The following is an 18159-nucleotide window of genomic DNA, read 5'->3' on the forward strand; positions in this document are numbered from 1 at the left end:
CTAGTCCGCGATCCCGGCCCGCTGCCACTCGGGCAGGGCGCTTGTATCAAGGTCAGCCACGCGCAAGTGATCCACCGCCAGCCCGGCCTCGGGATAGGCGGCTTTCCGGCGCTTCTCGTCCGACACCTCCAGCGGCACCACGACAAGGCGCCGGTTGACCTTTTGCCGCCAGTTCATGCGCGCGGTGTTCTCCTGCCCGACATAGCAACCCTTCTCGAAGTTCACGCCGTTCAACTCGACCGCGTTGGTCTCCAGCCACAGGATATCGCCAAGCTCGCCTTGCCCCTCCGGCACGCCCAGCGCGAGCCGATGCGCTTGCCACGCGGCGTCGGCGGCTTCGCCTTCGCCCGCGCCCAGCCAGCGATAGCCAAGCTCGGGCAGACGCGGGTCGGGTACGCCGCCTTCGACCGGGCCCGCCGACCAGTGGACGCCCAGCGTCTCATCGCGCGCAATGTCGATCTTGCGGCGCAGACGGTAAAGCGAGAGACGCTTTGCCAGATCGTCCGCCAAAGCCGCCTCGCAGTCGATGAGCAGCGCGTCGCCATCGTCCCACACCAGAAAATCGAACATCGCCTTGCCCTGCGCGCTCAGCAGCGCGGCGTAGACCGGCAGACCGCCCGAGGCGCTGCCTGAGACATCGTTCGTCACCAGACCCTGAAGGAAATCGCGCACATCCTCTTCCGCCTCGCGCGGAGAAAGGCGGATCACGGCCCGCGAGGTCAAAAGTGTGGCGCTCATCTAAACCCTCTTCAAAATCGCTTCAGCCAGGCGCTCACCGAGCTGTGGGCCTTGCACCGGGTAGAGATAGGGTTCGATCAGCTCGGCTTCCATAAGCGCCAAGGACCCTTTCGGGCCCCCATCGTCCATCCTGAGGGCATCAATGCGCGCGTAGAGCGGGGTTTCGAAAGGCACCGCGTCGAGCATGGCCTTGGCTGCGCCGAGCTCGTCGGCGCTGGGTTCGTACACCTCTTCGCGCCCGCCATAGAGCGATTGGGTGCGGTAATCGCCCTCGGCCGCTCGCTTGACCAGAGCGTGGCTCAAGACGCCGTCCACGAACACAAAACTCAGCTCCCCCTCGCTCGTTATTGAGGGGAGGAAGGGCTGGATCATGGCGGGGTGTTCAAACCGCCAGTCGCGGCCGGGCAGGCTTGATCGCGCGACCAGTTCCTGGCCTAGCGCGCCAGCGCCCACCTGGCGTTTGACGACAACGCGGTCGCATTCGAACACATCGAGCGCCTCGCGCACGCTTTTCTCGGTGACGGCCTCGCGCCACAGCGTGGGGATGGTGCGCGCGCCGGCGGCCTCCAGCTCTTGCAGATAGGTCTTGGTGAGGTTCCATTGCACGAGATCGGGCGGGTTGCACACCGCGATCCCGCGTGCGGCGAGCGCTTTCAGCTTGGCGAGGAAGACCCTGGCCTGATCCTGATAGTTCCAGGCTGTTCCCAGCAGCGCGAGAGCGATCCCGTCAAACGCCTCCATCGGGGCTTCCCAGTCGATCACACGCAGATCGAGGCCGCGCGCGCCAAAAGCGGGCTCAAGCGCCTCGATCATCCGATCGTGCTCGAACGCGTCGCCTCTCCTCTCCCCTGAACTGGGGACGGTGGTCGAACAGGCGAGAAACGCAACGACGGTCATGGGAATAGGGCTCTAGGCGCGCGGATGTGGACTGGAAAGCCCCCGCATCAGGGCCTAAGTGACAGCCATGGTTGACACTCTCACCATCCGGCGCCCGGACGATTGGCACCTGCATTTTCGCGACGGCGACATCATGCGCGGCGTCGTGCCCTACACCGCGCGCCAGTTTGCCCGCGCCATCGTGATGCCGAACCTGACGCCGCCGGTGACGAGCGCTGCGATGGCGCGCGAATACCGCGAGCGTATCCGCGCCGCCGTGCCGCAAGGCGTGTCGTTCGAGCCGCTGATGACGTGCTATCTCACCGATACGACCGATGCAGACGATCTGGCGCGCGGAGCGGCTGAGGGCGTCTTCACCGCGGCCAAGATGTACCCGGCCAACGCGACCACCAATTCGGCAAGCGGCGTCACCGATGTCGAAGGCATTTACCCGGTGTTCGAACGCATGGAGGCCGAAGACATCGTGCTGTGCATTCACGGCGAGGTGGTCGATGCGGATATCGACGTGTTCGACCGCGAGGCCGAGTTCATTGATCGATACCTTGCCGGCATCGCCCAGACTTTCCCGAACCTACGCATCGTGTTCGAGCACATCACAACATCGGACGCGGTCGAGTTTGTCAAAGCGGGCAGCGAGAAGATCGCCGCGACCATCACACCGCAGCACCTCCACATCAACCGCAACGCGATGCTGGTGGGCGGTATTCAGCCGCACAATTACTGCCTGCCCGTCGCCAAGCGCGAATCGCATCGGCTGGCGCTGCGCGCAGCGGCAACGTCGGCGGACCCGGCGATTGCGCGCAAATTCTTCCTGGGCACCGACAGCGCGCCGCACCTTCGCGGCGACAAGGAAAGCGAGTGCGGGTGCGCAGGGATCTTCGGCGCGCCCTACGCCTTGGAGAGCTATGTCACCGTGTTCGACGAGGAGGAGGCGCTGGACCGGTTCGAGGCCTTTGCCTCGCTCAACGGACCGACTTTCTACAAGCTGCCGGTGAACGAGGAGACGGTCACGCTGGAGCGGGTCGCCATGCCCGTTCCCGCCGAGCTGCCGCTGGTGGGCGAGACCATCGTGCCCTGGCATGGTGGGCAGATGCTGGGCTGGAGGTTTGTCGGCTGAGCCTTGTGGATCTGCGGCGTCTAGGTCGCTAGCGCTTCGCGCTTGGCGCGCCGGGTGCGCACCCACAGATCGGTGGCAAAGATCCCCACCGCCGTCCAGATCAGCGCAAAGCTGGCGAGCTGCACAGGCTTGAGCTCCTCGCCGAAGACGAACAGGCCAAGGAAGAAGACGATGGTGGGCGCCAGATACTGGATGAAGCCCAGCGTTGAATACTCCATGCGCCGTGCGGCGATCGCAAACAGCAAAAGCGGCACGGCGGTGACGACGCCTGAAAAGACGATCAGCACACTTGTGGTGAGCTCGGTTCCGAACGATGGCCCCGCTTCGCTGAGCGCGTAGGCGTAGGCGATGGCGCCTGCAAGGGGAAGCAGGATCGCGCTTTCGATCGTGAGGCCCGGGAGCGCTCCCACCGCAACCTGTTTGCGAACAATGCCATAAAGGCCAAAGCTGAAAGCGAGCGAGAGGCTGATCCACAAGGTGGTGAGCGCGCCCATCGCCAGCAGACCGACCGCCAAGGCCGCTGTTGCAACCGCGACCCACTGCCATTTCGACAGGCGCTCGCCCAGCAGCATAGTGCCAAGCAGCACGTTGAGCAGCGGATTGAGATAATAGCCGAGGCTGGCGGCGTAGACGTGCCCCTCGATGATCGCCCAGATGTAGACGAACCAGTTCGCCGCGATCAGCAGCGCGCTCGCCAACAGCATGGCGAGCACGCGCGGGCTGGCAAGCGCGGCGCGGATCTCGGGAAACTGGCGCCGGAACGCGACGATGAGAAGGCACAAAGGCAGCGTCCAGATGATGCGCCAGCCGACGAATTCGAACGGCGGGATATGGCGCACGAGCATCAGGTAGGCCGGCAGGAAGCCCCAGATGATGTACGCGCCCAGCGCCTGCGGCAGTCCCGAGGGTGTGGGCGGGCCGGAGGGATTGTGCGGGCCGGAGGAAGCGGCGCTGGAAGAGGGATCGGATGGCATGCTCCGCCGCCCTAGGGGCGGGGCTTCGCGGGCGCAATAGGGGGCGGGCCCTGGATAATTAGTCAGGTTTCTGGTTCTTTTTCTGAACAAGCGCTGTCGCTTTCGCTGTCAACGCGTTCAGCTAGACCGCTCTATAGATGAACAACATCACCCGCAGGAGCTTGTTCACAGGGCTCTCCCGCATGCACTTGATCAACTTGGGCCATTTCCACCGATGGTCTGGGCGCGGCTCCCACCAGCCGCGGAAAGCGCCTCCATGCCGATTGGCATGGGGGCGTTTTCGCATGCGGGGGAGGGTGAAGGCGGCTCTTTAACCCTTGCGTGGCACGATGCACCCATGCGCTTTGGAACCGGTCTTGGCATTCTGGCTTTGGTGGCTTCTCTCTCGGCGTGCGGGACACAGGCGCCTGCGCCCGAGGATGCGGATGCGAGCGCCGTCGACCCTCTGGTCGCGCGCGCGCTTTTCGCCCCGCTCATGGTCGATCCGGACCTCTCATACGCCAACGAGGCCAACGCGGCGATTGCGATCAGGCACGATCACGCGCTGCCTGTTTTCGCAGGCAGCGCGCAGTTGGCCGACCGGGCGCGCGAGGCTTCGCGGCTGGCGCTTCTTGAGGACGGTCCGATCCTCGACTTGCCACCGGCGAGCAAGGCGCCGGGCGGTGTCTCGCTGGCCGAGCGGTACAGCGTGAACGCCGTGCTCGATGCGGTGGGTGCCCCCGATGTCTGCCGCAAGGGCGTGACCCAGGACTTCGCCCACGCGGCGAACACGCCTGGCATCGCTGCGATCATGCCGCACGGCATGGTCCATATCGCCGCGGCAAGCGCCGGGCGCGAGTGCGAGCTTAGCCTGGTGCGCTATGTCACACCCGCCTCAATCCCCGATGCGCTGCAATTTCATTACACGATCGCCGTGCGAGAAGGGGCGCAGCTGCAACACGTCACGCAGCCCGAAGCGGGCCTGACCGGTTACGCGCGCGCGGCACAATTTCGCGTGTTCGCGCGCGAGGCGCGACACGATATGACCGCCGTTGATGTCGTCACGTGGACGCGGCGACCAGCGCCTACTCCTTGATACCGACCGCAATGCTGGCGCGTGGCTGGTCCATCTCGGTGCTGGCGACCGGATAGGCGCAGTAATCGGCGGCATAGTAGGCTGCGGGGCGATGATTGCCCGAGAGGCCGATCCCGCCAAAGGGCGCTGCGGAAGAGGCGCCGTTGGTCGGGCGGTTCCAGTTGATGATTCCTGCGCGAATGTTGGCCCAGAAACGCCCATAATCCTCGGGTGTGCCGCCGATCAGCGAGGCGGAGAGGCCAAAGCGCGTGTTGTTTGCCTCTGCAATCCCGGAATCGAGATCGGGTACTTGTATCACCTGAAGGATCGGGCCGAACAGCTCCATATCCGGCCGCTCGGGCACAGCGCTTGTATCGATGATGCCGGGCGTCAGGAAAGGTTTGTCGGCGTCCGGCTGGCGCAAGGGGAGAAGCGCCTTGCCTCCAGCGGTCACCAGCGCCACGAAGCTGTCGTTGAGCTGCGCGGCGGTCTGTGTATCGATCACAGGCCCCATGAAGGGGGGCGGATCGTCGAGCGGATTGCCGACCATGAGCTTTCGCGTGAGCGGGATCAGCGCGCTGACCAGTTCGTCGTAGACGCTTTCCTTGACGATCAGGCGCCGCGCGGCCGTGCAGCGCTGGCCGGCGGTCGTGAAGGCGCTTTGGACGATCAGCGCGGCGGCGTCCTCGATCTTGGGTGTGTCGATAACGAGAAGGGGGTTGTTCCCCCCCATTTCCAGCGCGACAATCTTGCCCGGATTGGCGGCGAGCTTGCGGTTTATCGCGACCCCGGCCTGGGCCGAGCCGGTGAACAGAACACCGTCGACGCCGGGATGGGCGACAAGCGCCTTGCCTTCATCCGGCCCGCCGACCACCAGCTGGACCACGTTTTCGGGCAGGCCGGAGGCCTTCATGCACTCCACCAGCATCTCGCCGGTTGCGGGCGTCTTTTCCGATGGTTTGAACAGGACCACGTTCCCGGCGATCAGCGCGGGGATGATGTGTCCGTTGGGAAGATGAGCGGGAAAGTTGTACGGCCCCAGCACCGCCATCACCCCGTGCGGCTTGTGGCGGACGGCCGCCGTTCCCTGAAGCGCGCTGTCGAGCTTCTTCTTGCCCGTGCGCTCGGCATAGGCGTTGATGGAAATCTCGACCTTGTTGATGACCGCGTCGACTTCCGTGCGCGCCTCCCACAAGGGCTTGCCCGCTTCGCGCGCAATCAGCAGGGCAAATTCGTCCGCCCGCTTGCGCACCTGGTTTGCCACCCGCCGCACCATTTCGATCCGGTTGGTAAGCGGCTGCGCGGCCCAGGATGGCCAGGCGCGGCGGGCGAGGCTCACCGCCGCTTCGACGTCGCTGTACGCACCGCGCCACAGCTCTTCGCCGGTCGCTGGCTCGTACGAAATGAGCGTGTCGTTAGCCAAAGTTGTACGGACCCGTATGTTTGCCGATCTGCGGACGCCTTGCGCTTCGTCCCGATGCGTCTCGGCGATGGCATCGGACACGCCGGGTTAGCATACTGTTCTCCCCCTTTTACGCCACCAGCCCTAAAAGGCACGAACGGGAATGGGAAGGAATTTCCCTTTGTGTTTGTGGATATTGCGATCTCAGCCGGGTTGGGCGTGGCCTGGTGGAGCGGGCGGGGTTCCGTACGCATCACCCATCCGCCGAAGCGCCGCCACCTTGTCATTGAGGGGCGCCCAATCGTCGTGTTCATCGACACGCGACCAGATCGCTTCGACTTCCTCGATCAGCATGGATTGCGGCGCCTTGTCCGACCAGTATTCGTGATTGTGTTCAACCGCCTCGTATTCGCGCAAGGTGACGCTCAGTTCCTCTGGGGCCTCGTCAAGTCCGCGCGCTCCGCGATGGGCGAAGAAGAACGCATCCGGCCCGATATTCTTCTCGCGCATGGCCTTCTCGCAGTGCGCCAGAAGGCGATTGTCGGCTTCCAGACCGCGCGATCGAACGCCGAGACGCCAGCACCAGCGCCGGGCGATCGCTTCCATGTAGAGCGCGCCAAACCGCTCGAGCGCAAACACCAGCGGATCACTCTGCGCCAGTGGGCGCAGCGCCACGGCCAACTGCCCGCAATTCCAGTGCAGCGCTTCGGGCTGGCGGCCAAAGGCGTAAAGCCCGCCCTGATCGAAGTAGGCCGCGGTGAAGGACGGATCCCAGCTGGGCAGCCAGCGCCATGGACCGTAGTCGAAGCTCTCGCCCGTTATGTTCATGTTGTCGGTGTTGAGCACGCCGTGGACGAACCCGGCGACCATGTAGCTCGCCGCGAGATCCGCCAAGCGCTCGACCGCCTGATGCATGAGGCGCACCGCCGGCTCGTCCCGCGCGGGCGCATCCTCGGGCGGGGGCGGGCCGGGAAACTGCGTCAGGCAATAATCGACCAGCGCGGCCAGATGATCGTTCTCCTGAAGCGCCATGAGGCGTTGAAAGGTGCCGATGCGGATATGCGAATGGCTCAGGCGCACCATCACCGCAGAGCGGGTGGGGGAGGGTTCGTCGTTGCGCCACAATTCTTCGCCGGTTTCGATGACGCTGAACGTCTTCGACGTGTTGACGCCCAGAGCTTCAAGCGTTTCGGTTGCAAGGATTTCGCGCACCGCGCCCTTGAGCGTGAGGCGTCCGTCTCCACTGCGGCTGTAGGGTGTCTGCCCCGAACCCTTCGTCCCCAGATCCATGAGGCGGTCATCGCGACCGCGCATTTGCGCAAACAGGAAGCCGCGACCATCCCCGATTTCCGGATTGTACGTACGAAACTGATGCCCGTGATATTTGAGCGCGAGCGGCTGAACCAGGTTGCCTTCAAGCGGCTCGAACCGCCCGAACCGCCGCGTCCAGTCCTCATCGCTCAGATCGCCAAGGCCAACGCTTTGCGCCGCCCGATCGTTGCGAAAACGAAGGCGCGTCTCGGGAAAATTGGCCGCCTCAACTGGGGCGCCCAGCCAATCGGCAAGCGTGTTGATCGCGGGGTCGGGGCGATAGCTCGCCGGTTGCGGTTTGTCGCTCATCGCCCAATAGTGAAAGAGCGAGATGTGGCTTGCAAGCCGCGAGATATCCTGCGCAAGACCATCGGCGATTTTTGAAGAAGAGGGACACCGCCGCCAATGGCCCAAAGCTATGACGAAAAGCGCTGGACCAGCGCGGACGGGCTTGAGCTTTTTTATCGTGACTATGCGGGCGCTGAAGGGGCCGAAGCGCGCGTTCCGGTGGTTTGCTTGCATGGGCTTACGCGCAATTCGCGCGATTTTGGTGAATTGGCTGAACATATCGCGGCGCAGGGCCGCCGGGTGATAGTGCCCGAAATGCGTGGGCGAGGCTTTAGCGACTACGCGCCCACGTCGAGCAGCTACAACCCGCTGCAATACGTGGCCGATGTAGAAAAGCTGTTCCTGGAGCAGCAAATCGAGCGTTTCATTTCGGTCGGCACCTCCATGGGAGGACTGATGACGATGTTGCTCGCTGCGGTAAAGCCGGGTCGTCTCGAGGGCCTTGTCATGAACGATATCGGTCCCGAGGTGGAGCTGGCCGGTCTCGAGCGGATTGGCGGCTATGTCGGGCAGGGGCGCAGCTACCCGACCTGGATGCACGCGGCGAAATCGCTCCAGTGTGTGCATGGCGAAGCGTTTCCCGACTGGGATCTCGATCAATGGCTGGAAATGGCCAAACGCACGCTTGTCGTCAGCCAGAACGGGCGCATAAGCTACGACTATGACATGGCGATCGCCGAGCCCTTGTCGGAGCCCGGAAACGCGGCGCCGGACAATCTGTGGACCGCCTTTGAAGCGCTGGCAGGAGTGCCCATGGTGCTGATACGCGGAGAGCTTTCGGATCTGTTGTCGCCCGAAACGGTCGAACGAATGGCCAGGATCAATCCCGAAATGAAGCTCGTAGCGGTCCCTCGTGTCGGCCACGCGCCCACGCTCGACGAACCCGAAGCGCGCGCCGCGATCGATGGGCTTCTCAGCGCGTTGGCTTGACGCAGCGCAAGGGGGTGACGAGCGAAATGAACGGCGCGAAGTCCGGCGGCCCGCTGCGTATCCTGCATTGCCATTCGACCTTTGCCGCGGGCGGAAAGGAACGCCGCTCGGTTGCCCTCATGAACGCGTTTGGACAGGGTGCGGAGCATACGATTGTCTCTGGCGACCCCGATGAGCTGGGCGCGCGCGCGCTGCTCGACCAGCGGGTTGTGGCGCGCTTTCCCGACGACTTTCCCAGCCTTTCAGGCCGCCCCACACCTGGACGGCTGGTGACAATCGCTCGCGCGCTCGAAGGTTTCGACCTGATCCTCACCTACAATTGGGGCGCGATGGATGTGGTGATGGCGCACACGATGTTCGCGCAGCCGTTTAATCTAGCTCCTCTGATCCATCACGAGGACGGCTTTAACGAAGACGAGGCCGAGCACCTGAAAGCGAGCCGCAACTGGTACCGCCGCGTTGCCTTGTGGCGCACGGGCGACCTTGTGGTGCCGAGCCGCGCGCTGGAGACCGTCGCGCTCACCAGGTGGAAGCAACCGCGCGAGCGGATCACGTGTCTCCCCAACGGTATCGATACAGCCGCGTTTGCCCGGAAGCCCGATCCTCAAGCGCTGCGCGTCGTCAAGCGTGAGGGAGAGCGTTGGATCGGCACGATCGCGGGGCTTCGCCCGGTGAAGCAGCTCCCCGTTCTGGTTGAGGCGATGAAGGACTTGCCCGATAACTGGCACCTGATCATTCTTGGCGATGGGCCCGAGCGCGGCCCCATTCGCGAAGCGGCGACGCGGCACGAGGTCGATCACCGCGTCCATACACCCGGCGCCATTGACGATCCGTCCCGGGTGATCGGGTTGTTCGATATCTTCGCGCTTTCCTCGCGCAGCGAACAATTTCCGCTCTGTGTTGTCGAGGCGATGGCGGCGGGCCTGCCCGTTGCCGCGCCAGCGGTGGGCGACATCGCTGCGATGGTTTCGCAGGAGAACAGCGAATACATAACACCTCGCGGTGACACAGGCGCGCTCGCCCGAGCGCTTGAGGAGCTGGCCGGCGATCCCGAGGGGCGCGCCGAGATCGGAGCCGCCAATCGGGACAAGGCCCGCGACCGTTACGACGAGGCGCGCATGATCGAACGGTATCGGGCGCTGTATTCAAAGGCGGCCGGGCGCGCGCTTTGAGCCGCGCTCCCATTCGGTGTTTCGCCGGCCTTAAGCGCGTGTTCAACTGCGCCGCGCCATTTGGCCGCGTTGAGGGCCTCCACGCGATCGATTGGCACAAGACGCATCGCTGCATTGCGCGCGGCGAGGCCACGCATTAAGGCCGCGCGCAGCATGGCTTGAACACAATGAGGACAAAAGGCTCTCGTGGCGCTTACTCCAAAGAATTCGAACGCAAACGATCCCGACGCACGCAAACTCTCTGCAGAGGATGAGATTGCAATCCGCGAGATTGACGAGGCGGTCCGTCAGGACGATGCGGCGGAATTTGTGCGCCGATATGGCCTTGTCATCGGCTCTGTCCTTGCGGTGGTCCTGGTGGGCCTCGGGGGATACCTTTTCTGGGATTCCCAGGTGGAAGCCGCGCTGGAAGCGGAATCCGAGCAAGTCGTCTCTGTGATCGATTACGCGCAGGCTGAGGATTTTCCGTCGGTCAAGGAGCGCACAAGACCTTTGCTCGATTCCGATACGCCGGGCGTGCGTACGTCAGCGCGGCTGCTCCATGCAGCGGCTGCGCTGGAGTTGGGAGAGACGGCGCGCGCGGTCGAACTCTACGCGCAGATAGCGGCGGATGAGAAGGCGCCTCAGGCGATGCGCGATCTGGCGCGTTTGCGGGAAGTCGCGACCAATTTTGACGATCGCGAGCCTTCCGATATCATCGCCAGGCTTGAACCGCTGGCCAAGCCGGGCGGCGCTCTTTTCGGGAGCGCGGCCGAGCTTTCGGCAATGGCTCACCTCGAAGCGGGCAATCGGGAAGAAGCGGGCGCGCTTTTCGCCGCGATCGCGAAAGATGACACGCTGCCCGCGACCCTGCGCGACCGCGCCCGCCAGATGACAGGCCAGCTTGGTGTGGATGCGGTTGAAGATGTTGAGGAAGTGCTGGAGGAACAGGGGATCGCTCCACAGGAGCCCGCGGCGGGATCGGCCGCAGGCGTCCCTCCGGCGCAATAGGAACACATGGACGGAAATCTGAGGATGACGACGACACATAATGGGATGAAGCGAGCCGCTCGCGCGGTTTTGCTGGCGGCGACCTGCGCCGTGGCGGTGACCGGCTGCGCGGGCAACGGTCTGTTCAAAAGCTCCAAGCGCCTGACGCCGACCGTGGGGGACCGCACGCCGATCCTCTCTCGCATCGAAAGCGGAACGGTGGTCGATCCGGCGCTCGCCGGTGTAACGGTCGTTCTGCCTCCGACTGTTGCGAACAAGGAGTGGTCGCAGGTCGGCGGCGCCGCGTCGAAGTCGTACGGGCACTTGCAGCTCGCTGAACTGCCAACGAAAGCCTGGACAGCCAGAATCGCGGGATCAAGCAACCGGGAGAGGCTTGCAGCCGCCCCGGTGATCGGCAGCGACAAGCTCTTTGTCGAGGGGACGGATGGCGTCATCCATGCCTTCAACAAGAAAACCGGCGAGGAAGTCTGGCGCCGGGCCGAAGAGGAAATGAGCGACGACATGCGACCCAGCGCGTTTGGCGGCGGGGTCAGCTATGACAACGGGATCATATACGCGACGAACGGCGCAGGCGAAGTGAAAGCCAAGAACGCCGCTACGGGAGAGCGCATCTGGAAGGTCAAACCCGCCGGGCCGCTGCGCGGATCGCCGACGATCGCGTTTGGCCAGGTCTATGTGATGACGCAGGACAACCAGATCATCTCGCTTGATGCGAGGAACGGGGAGGTGTTGTGGAACAGGGGCGGCTCCTCGGCGCAGTCGGGCGTGTTCGGGGTCGCCGCGCCGGCGGCGGGGCAGGGCACGATTGTCGCGGGCTATTCGAGCGGCGAACTGGCGGCGTATCGTTATGAGAATGGCCGAGAATTGTGGGCGGACGCGCTGGCGCGGACCAATATCTCCACGCAGGTGAGTTCGCTCACCGATATCGACGCGGACCCCATTATCGATTCCGGACGCGTCTACGCGCTGGGCCAAGGGGGTCGCATGGCCGCGTATGAGCTTGTCACCGGGCAGCGCATCTGGGAGCTGAACCTTGCGGGTATCTCAACCCCAGCGATAGCCGGCGAATGGATTTTCACGCTGACCGACGACGCGCGATTGCTGGCAATTGCCCGTTCGACGGGCCGTGTGCGCTGGATCACCCAGCTCAAGCCCTTCCGCAACGAGGAAAAGAAAAAGGGCCCGATCTTCTGGACCGGCCCGGTCCTCGCTGGCGGCCAGCTTTGGGTCGCAAGCTCGCAGGGTGAGGTTTGGCGCGTCAGCGCGGGCGAGGGATCCGCGCAGCTTTTTGCCGAACTGGACGATCCGGTCAGTATTGCCCCGATCGTGGCGGAAGGGTTTCTCTACGTGCTTGACGACAGCGGGACCATCCACGCCTGGAATTGACCGGTTAAGGCTGCCCCGCGGCGGTGTCAGTATTCGGGACAGGGCCTGATATCGTAGGGCCCGTCCAGCTCTTGTGCGCTAAGCGCTCGGGCGAGATGGACCATCGCAACTCCACCGCGCTGCCCGGCTTGCCCGGCGTGTTACAGATAACGCCGGATGACGCGCCCGCGTGCGCGCCTGAAAGCGACGTCTCCACCGGGGTTGGCCTTGCCGGGCTTCTGGGATTGGCTGTCTGGGTCCTGTTCTGTCGCACGTATCCCCTGACCGCCGAAGTCCTGGGGCTGCCCGGCCCGCGAGAGCCCTTGTCTGGGCCTCACGCCGCGCTGATGGCGATGGTCTTCACCGCGGGGCCGATGGCGATCTGGAGCGTGGCGGTCGACCGCGTGCACCTTCGGCTTTCAACCGGCCTCGATTGGAGCCTCAAACGCCCGCTCGAAGACGTTCTGCCCATTTCGGCCGTCAAGATTGTCGGACTGTGGTCCACTTGGGGCGCGCTGGCGGCGCTGTTTGGCTTGGGCCGCTGGTACTGGGAGGGCAATTACCTCTTCGCCATGCACACTCTGGGCTACGCGCTCGCAGCCATGGTCGCGCTCAGCGTGCCCTACGCCATCTGGCTTGATCGCTACATGGTCGAGCCTCGCGATGCCGCGTGGCATTTTGGCGCGCGGCTGCTGGGGCGTGACGGGTGGGAGGCCGAGCCTATCAAGAAGCACTGGCGTGCCTGGCTCATCAAGGGCTTTTTCGGCGCCTTCATGATCTCCATCCTCCCCGTTGGTTTTGCGATCGTCGTCGAGGCGCAGCCCGCTCAGATCATCGCTAACCCGGTCGAGCTCGGCATGCTGCTGGTGACGCTGCTGTTCATGATCGACGTGCAGATCGGAACGGTGGGTTATCTCTTTACCCTGCGTCCGCTCGACGCCCATATCCGCTCCGGCAATCCCTTTCTCGCCGGCTGGGTAGCGGCGCTCCTATGCTATCCGCCGTTCGCCTGGGGCGTGTTCGGCGCGGGCGGCGTGCTGAATTACGAAGTGAACGGTGCGAAGTGGGATTACTGGCTGATGGGTAGCGATACGATGCTGTGGCTGTGGGCGGCCTGGATTGTTGCGCTCACCGCGCTCTACGCGTGGGCGACCTTCATCTTCGGTATCCGCTTTTCCAATCTGACCTATCGCGGCGTCATCACCAACGGCCCCTACCGCTTTACGCGTCACCCCGCTTATCTGTCGAAGAACCTGTATTGGTGGTGCTTCTCGATGCCGTTTCTGGCGATAGGCGGATCGCCAGCGGACGTTGCGCGCAACTGTTTCTTCCTCCTGTGCGTCAACGCGATCTATTACTGGCGCGCGCGCACGGAAGAGGCGCATCTGTTGGCCGAGGACGCCAAATATCGCGCCTATCACGCCTGGATGGAAGAGCACGGGCTGATCACCGCTCCGCTGGCTCGGTTGAAGCGGCGCGTTCTTGGTCGCCGGGTCTCGGCCTTGGGCTTCACGGCGTCCAATCCACACACACAACCCGCCGAATAAGGCCTATATCAGCGGCGCGCCGTCGTCGGTCTGGAACTTGAGCACCTCGGTGATCGTCACATCAAGCGCCGCCAAGGCCTTTTGGAAGGCCGCCATATGCGGGGTCCGGAAGTGCGCGGCGAGCGCGGCCTCATCGACCCATTTCTCGGTAATTCGCAGGACGTGGGGGTCGAGAACATCAATCGCGTAAGCGTAGTCGATGCAGCCGTCCTCTTCGCGAGAGGCGGTGATCATCGCTTCGAACGCCTCGCGGCCCGCGTCGATCGCATTAACTCCCAATTTGGCCGTACCGATCACCATCAGCATGGTCGCGCTCCTCTCCTTAGAACGAGTATCTGTAGACGTGGCTGACGTCTTCGCCCCATTCGCGCTCATAGGCATCGAGAAGACGTTGCGCGGGAACCTTCCCGGATTTGACGATCTCGTCGAGCGTTTCGAGATAGCCTGTCTCGTTGTCGCCGCTCGCGTTGAGCTGCGCGCGCGCGGCGAGCCCCGAACGCGCGATTGCGAGGGCTTCCTTGCCGAGCTCTTGCAGCGTCGCACCGCTGGGCGTCTTCGCCGCGAGGCCATATTTGGGCGCGTCGGCGCGCAGCGCTTCTCGCTCCTCCATCGACCAGCCTCTGACAAGATCCCACGCCGCATCGAGCGCGCTTTGATCGTAGAGCAGTCCCACCCACAAAGCGGGCAAAGCGCAAATACGACTCCACGGCCCACCATCCGCGCCGCGCATCTCCAGAAAGCTCTTGAGTCGCACTTCCGGGAAAGCGGTTGAGAGGTGGTCCCACCAGTCGCTGGGCGTCGGGCGCTCGCCGGGCAGAACCTCCAGCTTAGCGTCCATGAAGTCTCGAAAGGAGAGGCCGGCGGCGTCGATATAGTTCCCGTTACGAAAGACGAAATACATCGGCACATCGAGCATGTACTGGGCCCAGCGTTCATAGCCAAAGCCGTCCTCGAAGACGAAGGGCAGCATGCCGGTGCGGTGCGGATCGGTGTCCGACCAGATATGGCTGCGATAGGAGAGGTATCCGTTGGGCTTGCCTTCCGTGAACGGGGAATTGGCAAACAGCGCGGTCGCCAGCGGCTGAAGCGCAAGGCCAACGCGGAACTTCTTCACCATGTCGGCTTCGGAGGAATAGTCGAGATTGACCTGGATGGTGCAGGTGCGCAGCATCATGTCGAGCCCCAAACTGCCGACCCGCGGCATGTGGTTCATCATGATCTTGTAGCGCCCCTTGGGCATCACCGGCAGCTCTTCGCGGGTTTTGTCGGGCCACATGCCAAGCCCCAGAAAACTGACCCCGTACCGCTCGCCGATCTCCTTGACTTGCGCCAGATGACGGCCCGTTTCCGCGCAGGTTTCGTGCAGGTTTGAAAGCGCCGCGCCGGAAAGCTCCAGCTGACCGGCAGGCTCAAGGCTAACGGTGCCGTCGGGGCCTTTCATCGCGATCACATTGCCGCTTTCGGTGATTGGCTCCCAGCCAAACTCGCTCAAACCCAAGAGGATATCGCGAATGCCGCCCGGCTCGTCATAGGACGGCGCGCGGCGATCGGAGCGGGTGTAGACGAATTTTTCGTGCTCGGTTCCGATGCGCCAGTCAGGCTTCGGCTTTTCGCCCTTGATCATCGGAGCGACGAGATCGTCCAGTCCTTCGATAATCGGTTCCGGTTCTCCGGAGGTTTCGCGTGTGCTCATGAAAGCCCTCTGTTTCCCGCGTCGCCCTAGGCAAGCGGGAGTGGGGAGGGAAGCCCAAATTGGCTACGGCGCGCTAAAGCCCAGCTAATGCCGCTCCCAATCTCCGCTTGTCGCCATCCACACCGACAGCGCGGCAATGGCGGCGGTTTCGCCTCTGAGAATCCGCGGTCCGAGCGAGATCGCCTGCGCCTGGGGGTGAGCGCGGATGGCGGCGCGTTCGGCGTCGTCAAAGCCTCCTTCCGGTCCGATGAGCAGCGCCGCCGAACGCGTTCCAGCGAACGCCTCGGCTGCGGGCACCCCTCCTTCTTCATCGGCAAAGAACAGCGCCCGGTCGTCCGGCCAGTCGCGCAGCAGGGTGTCGAGCTTCGCGGGCGATCCAAGCTCGGGAAGCGCGGTGCGCGCGCATTGTTCAGCGGCTTCGATGGTCAAAACGCGCGCGCGATCCAGGTTGAGCTTGTCGGCGACGCAGCGGCGGGTGACGACTGGCTGTATGCGCGCCGCGCCCAGCTCGGTTGCCTTTTCCAGCACAAGGTCAAACCGGTCCTTCTTGAGCAGGGCGGGGCAGAGCCAAAAGTCGGGCACACGCTCACGCGGGCGCAGGCGTTCGACCACTTGCAGTTCGACCCGGCGCTTGTCCACGCTCGCAGCGCGCGCCGCCCATTCCCCGGTGATGTCGTCGCATACAATCACCGCGTCGCCCGGCGCGATGCGCATGACCTTGCCGAGATAATGCGCCTGATTGCCCTCGATCCGCACCTCTAGGCCTTGAGCCAGCTCCTGCTCAACGAACAGGCGCGGTGCGGATTTGGGCGGCCAGGCAGGAGTGCGCGGGACAGGGTCATTAGCCATCCCTTTCCCCTAGTCTTGCGCGGCGCTAGAGAGCAAGGTCATGGCTGCCTGTCCGTCTCCGACCTTCTTCACGCCCCTGCACAGGGATCCGCTGGCGTGAGCGATACGATTGTCCCGGATACCGAGCATCGCTCCCTGATCGAGCGCCTGCCACAGCTGCCGCGCGACCTTGCGCAGCTGGCGCGCTTTGATCGCCCGATCGGCTGGTGGCTGTTGTTCTGGCCCTGCGCTTTTGGTGTCTGGCTGTCGGGAGCCGGCGTGCAGTGGCCGCTGCTCGCGTGGCTCTTGCTAGGAGCCGTGGCGATGCGCGGAGCGGGGTGCGTGTACAACGATATCGTCGATGCCCGGCTTGATGCGAGCGTTGCGCGCACCGCGGCCCGCCCGGTCGCGAGCGGTCGGGTTTCCAAGAGGGTCGCCTGGCTCTGGCTGGTCTGCTTGTGCCTGATCGGCTTGCTCGTGCTCCTGCAATTGCGCTGGGAGGCCCAGCTTGTCGCGTTGTCCAGTCTGGCCCTGGTCGCCGCCTACCCCTTCATGAAACGCATCACATGGTGGCCGCAGGCCTGGCTTGGCATGGTGTTCAACTGGGGGCTGCTGGTGGGCTGGAGCGAAACCGGCCTTGCCATTCTGGGGCATCAGCACTGGGACGCCATCGCCGCGCTCTACGCGGGCTGTGTGACCTGGGTGATCGGATACGACACAATCTACGCGTTGCAGGACCGCGAGGATGACGCGCTGGTCGGCATCCGATCCTCCGCTTTGCGCATGGGCGCGAAGGTTCACGCCGGGATCGCCGCCTTCTACGCGGCCACGATCGCGCTGTGGGCGCTGGGCGTCTGGCTCTACAGGCCCGATCCGCTGGCCTTGGCAGCATTGCTGCCGGTGGCCACGCACCTGCTTTGGCAGGTTGCCACCCTCGACCCCGAAGACCCCTCGAACCCGCTCGATCGTTTCCGGTCCAACCGCTGGGCGGGCGCGCTCATGGCGGCGGCGTGTTTCGTCATCGGTAACGCGCATTCCTGATGTGCAATCTCTACCGCATGACCAAGAACAAGGATGAGGTCGCCAAATGGTTCGACCTTGTCGACAGCGTTGGCGGCGCCAACTTCGCAGCGGAGGTCTATCCGGGCTATCCGGGGCTGGTCGTGGCCGACGGGGCGGTAAAATCGATGACCTGGGGCTTTCCGCTGGTGATGAAGGGCAAGAACGGTCAGCCATTGAAACCCAAACCGGTGAACAACGCGCGCACCGACAAGCTCGACAGTTTCTTCTGGCGCCACTCCTTCGAGCAACGGCGGTGCCTCATCCCCGTCAGCGCCTGGGCCGAAGCGCAAGGCCCAAAGGGCGCCAAGACCCGCACGTGGCTTTCTGTGCTCGATACCGAGCTGTTCGCGGTTGCCGGCGTGTGGCGCGACAGCGACGAATTCGGGCTGTGCTATTCGATGGTGATGACCGACAGCGCGGGGTCCGCTGCGCACGATGTCCACAGCCGCATGCCGGTGCTGCTTTCGCCCGAACAGTATGAAAGCTGGTTGTTCGCCGCCCCCGATGAGGCGAAGAGCCTGTGCACCGCATGGCCGGGCGCGATTGCGATTGATCGCACCGATCAGCCCTGGACCCGCGGTGTCGCTGTTCAAAAGAACCTGTTTTGACGGTCGTTTCGCGGTGAGTTGCCCGGAGCGTCGGCTCGCGCACTCGCGGCTCTCTATCGAGAGTCCGGTGCCGACCTGCTGCTTTCTGAGGCGTCGTGTCCGGGTCCGACCGACCGCATAAAC

At 64.1% G+C, this 18159-nt stretch carries 17 protein-coding genes; 9 read left to right on the plus strand and 8 right to left on the minus strand.

Annotation, left to right across the window (positions count from 1 at the left end; translation table 11 throughout):
• Together QNI87_RS00915 and QNI87_RS00920 are read right to left on the minus strand one after the other, a co-directional pair.
• Positions 1-738, minus strand: a complete 738-nt coding sequence (locus QNI87_RS00915; RefSeq protein WP_300592694.1) for a folate-binding protein — start codon at positions 736-738, stop codon at positions 1-3.
• Complete coding sequence (locus QNI87_RS00920; RefSeq protein WP_300592697.1) at positions 739-1635, minus strand: hypothetical protein; 897 nt, start codon at positions 1633-1635, stop codon at positions 739-741. It abuts the gene before it with no gap.
• Between the two features lie 67 nt (positions 1636-1702).
• Between QNI87_RS00920 and pyrC the strand changes: the two genes are divergently transcribed.
• The gene (gene pyrC, locus QNI87_RS00925; RefSeq protein WP_300592700.1) at positions 1703-2752 is read left to right on the plus strand and encodes a dihydroorotase; all 1050 of its coding nucleotides are present in this window, start codon (positions 1703-1705) and stop codon (positions 2750-2752) included.
• A gap of 20 nt (positions 2753-2772) precedes the next feature.
• Here the strand turns inward: pyrC and rarD are convergent, their stop codons facing one another.
• Positions 2773-3726 carry an EamA family transporter RarD gene (gene rarD, locus QNI87_RS00930; protein WP_300592703.1) on the minus strand — a complete coding sequence of 318 codons (954 nt, stop codon included), beginning with the start codon at positions 3724-3726 and terminating at the stop codon, positions 2773-2775.
• 256 nt (positions 3727-3982) lie between these two features.
• On the opposite strand from rarD, the gene QNI87_RS00935 reads away from it, so the two are divergent.
• Positions 3983-4801, plus strand: coding sequence for a hypothetical protein (locus tag QNI87_RS00935; protein ID WP_300592706.1), 819 nt, complete (start codon positions 3983-3985; stop codon positions 4799-4801).
• Here the strand turns inward: QNI87_RS00935 and astD are convergent.
• Both astD and QNI87_RS00945 read right to left on the minus strand, forming a co-directional pair.
• Positions 4791-6203: a succinylglutamate-semialdehyde dehydrogenase gene (gene astD / locus QNI87_RS00940; protein WP_300592709.1), complete on the minus strand. Its 1413-nt coding sequence runs from the start codon at positions 6201-6203 to the stop codon at positions 4791-4793. The genes QNI87_RS00935 and astD overlap by 11 nt on opposite strands.
• 183 nt (positions 6204-6386) lie before the next feature.
• On the minus strand, positions 6387-7802 hold the full coding sequence (locus QNI87_RS00945; protein ID WP_300592712.1) for a protein adenylyltransferase SelO family protein: 1416 nt from the start codon (positions 7800-7802) through the stop codon (positions 6387-6389).
• Between the two features lie 96 nt (positions 7803-7898).
• On the opposite strand from QNI87_RS00945, the gene QNI87_RS00950 reads away from it, so the two are divergent.
• The 5 genes from QNI87_RS00950 (at position 7899) to QNI87_RS00970 (ending at position 13845) form a co-directional block, all read left to right on the plus strand.
• Complete coding sequence (locus QNI87_RS00950; protein ID WP_300592715.1) at positions 7899-8771, plus strand: alpha/beta hydrolase; 873 nt, start codon at positions 7899-7901, stop codon at positions 8769-8771.
• A 26-nt stretch (positions 8772-8797) separates the two neighbouring features.
• Positions 8798-9943, plus strand: coding sequence for a glycosyltransferase family 4 protein (locus QNI87_RS00955; RefSeq protein ID WP_300592718.1), 1146 nt, complete (start codon positions 8798-8800; stop codon positions 9941-9943).
• Positions 9944-10129: 186 nt separating this feature from the next.
• The gene (locus tag QNI87_RS00960) at positions 10130-10933 is read left to right on the plus strand and encodes a tetratricopeptide repeat protein (RefSeq protein WP_300592721.1); all 804 of its coding nucleotides are present in this window, start codon (positions 10130-10132) and stop codon (positions 10931-10933) included.
• A gap of 24 nt (positions 10934-10957) precedes the next feature.
• Complete coding sequence (locus tag QNI87_RS00965; protein WP_300592724.1) at positions 10958-12319, plus strand: PQQ-binding-like beta-propeller repeat protein; 1362 nt, start codon at positions 10958-10960, stop codon at positions 12317-12319.
• Positions 12320-12414: 95 nt separating this feature from the next.
• Positions 12415-13845 (plus strand): isoprenylcysteine carboxylmethyltransferase family protein, encoded by a 1431-nt coding sequence (locus QNI87_RS00970; protein ID WP_300592727.1) that lies wholly within the window; start codon positions 12415-12417, stop codon positions 13843-13845.
• 3 nt (positions 13846-13848) lie between these two features.
• Here QNI87_RS00970 and QNI87_RS00975 read toward each other — a convergent pair whose 3' ends face one another.
• The 3 genes from QNI87_RS00975 to QNI87_RS00985 form a co-directional block, all read right to left on the minus strand.
• Entirely contained in the window at positions 13849-14151 is a 303-nt protein-coding gene (locus tag QNI87_RS00975; protein WP_300592730.1) for a putative quinol monooxygenase, read from the minus strand.
• Between the two features lie 16 nt (positions 14152-14167).
• Positions 14168-15538 (minus strand): glutamate--cysteine ligase, encoded by a 1371-nt coding sequence (locus QNI87_RS00980; protein ID WP_300592733.1) that lies wholly within the window; start codon positions 15536-15538, stop codon positions 14168-14170.
• A gap of 84 nt (positions 15539-15622) precedes the next feature.
• Entirely contained in the window at positions 15623-16387 is a 765-nt protein-coding gene (locus QNI87_RS00985) for a 16S rRNA (uracil(1498)-N(3))-methyltransferase (RefSeq protein ID WP_300592735.1), read from the minus strand.
• Positions 16388-16483: 96 nt separating this feature from the next.
• On the opposite strand from QNI87_RS00985, the gene ubiA reads away from it, so the two are divergent.
• Together ubiA and QNI87_RS00995 are read left to right on the plus strand one after the other, a co-directional pair.
• Positions 16484-17407, plus strand: a complete 924-nt coding sequence (gene ubiA / locus QNI87_RS00990) for a 4-hydroxybenzoate octaprenyltransferase (protein ID WP_300592738.1) — start codon at positions 16484-16486, stop codon at positions 17405-17407.
• The gene (locus QNI87_RS00995; protein ID WP_300592741.1) at positions 17407-18036 is read left to right on the plus strand and encodes an SOS response-associated peptidase family protein; all 630 of its coding nucleotides are present in this window, start codon (positions 17407-17409) and stop codon (positions 18034-18036) included. The genes ubiA and QNI87_RS00995 overlap by 1 nt, the downstream gene beginning before the upstream one ends.
• Positions 18037-18159: the final 123 nt, after the last annotated feature.

Origin of the sequence: Erythrobacter sp., assembly GCF_030066995.1 — a bacterium.
In the GTDB taxonomy this organism is placed as follows: Bacteria; Pseudomonadota; Alphaproteobacteria; order Sphingomonadales; family Sphingomonadaceae; genus Erythrobacter.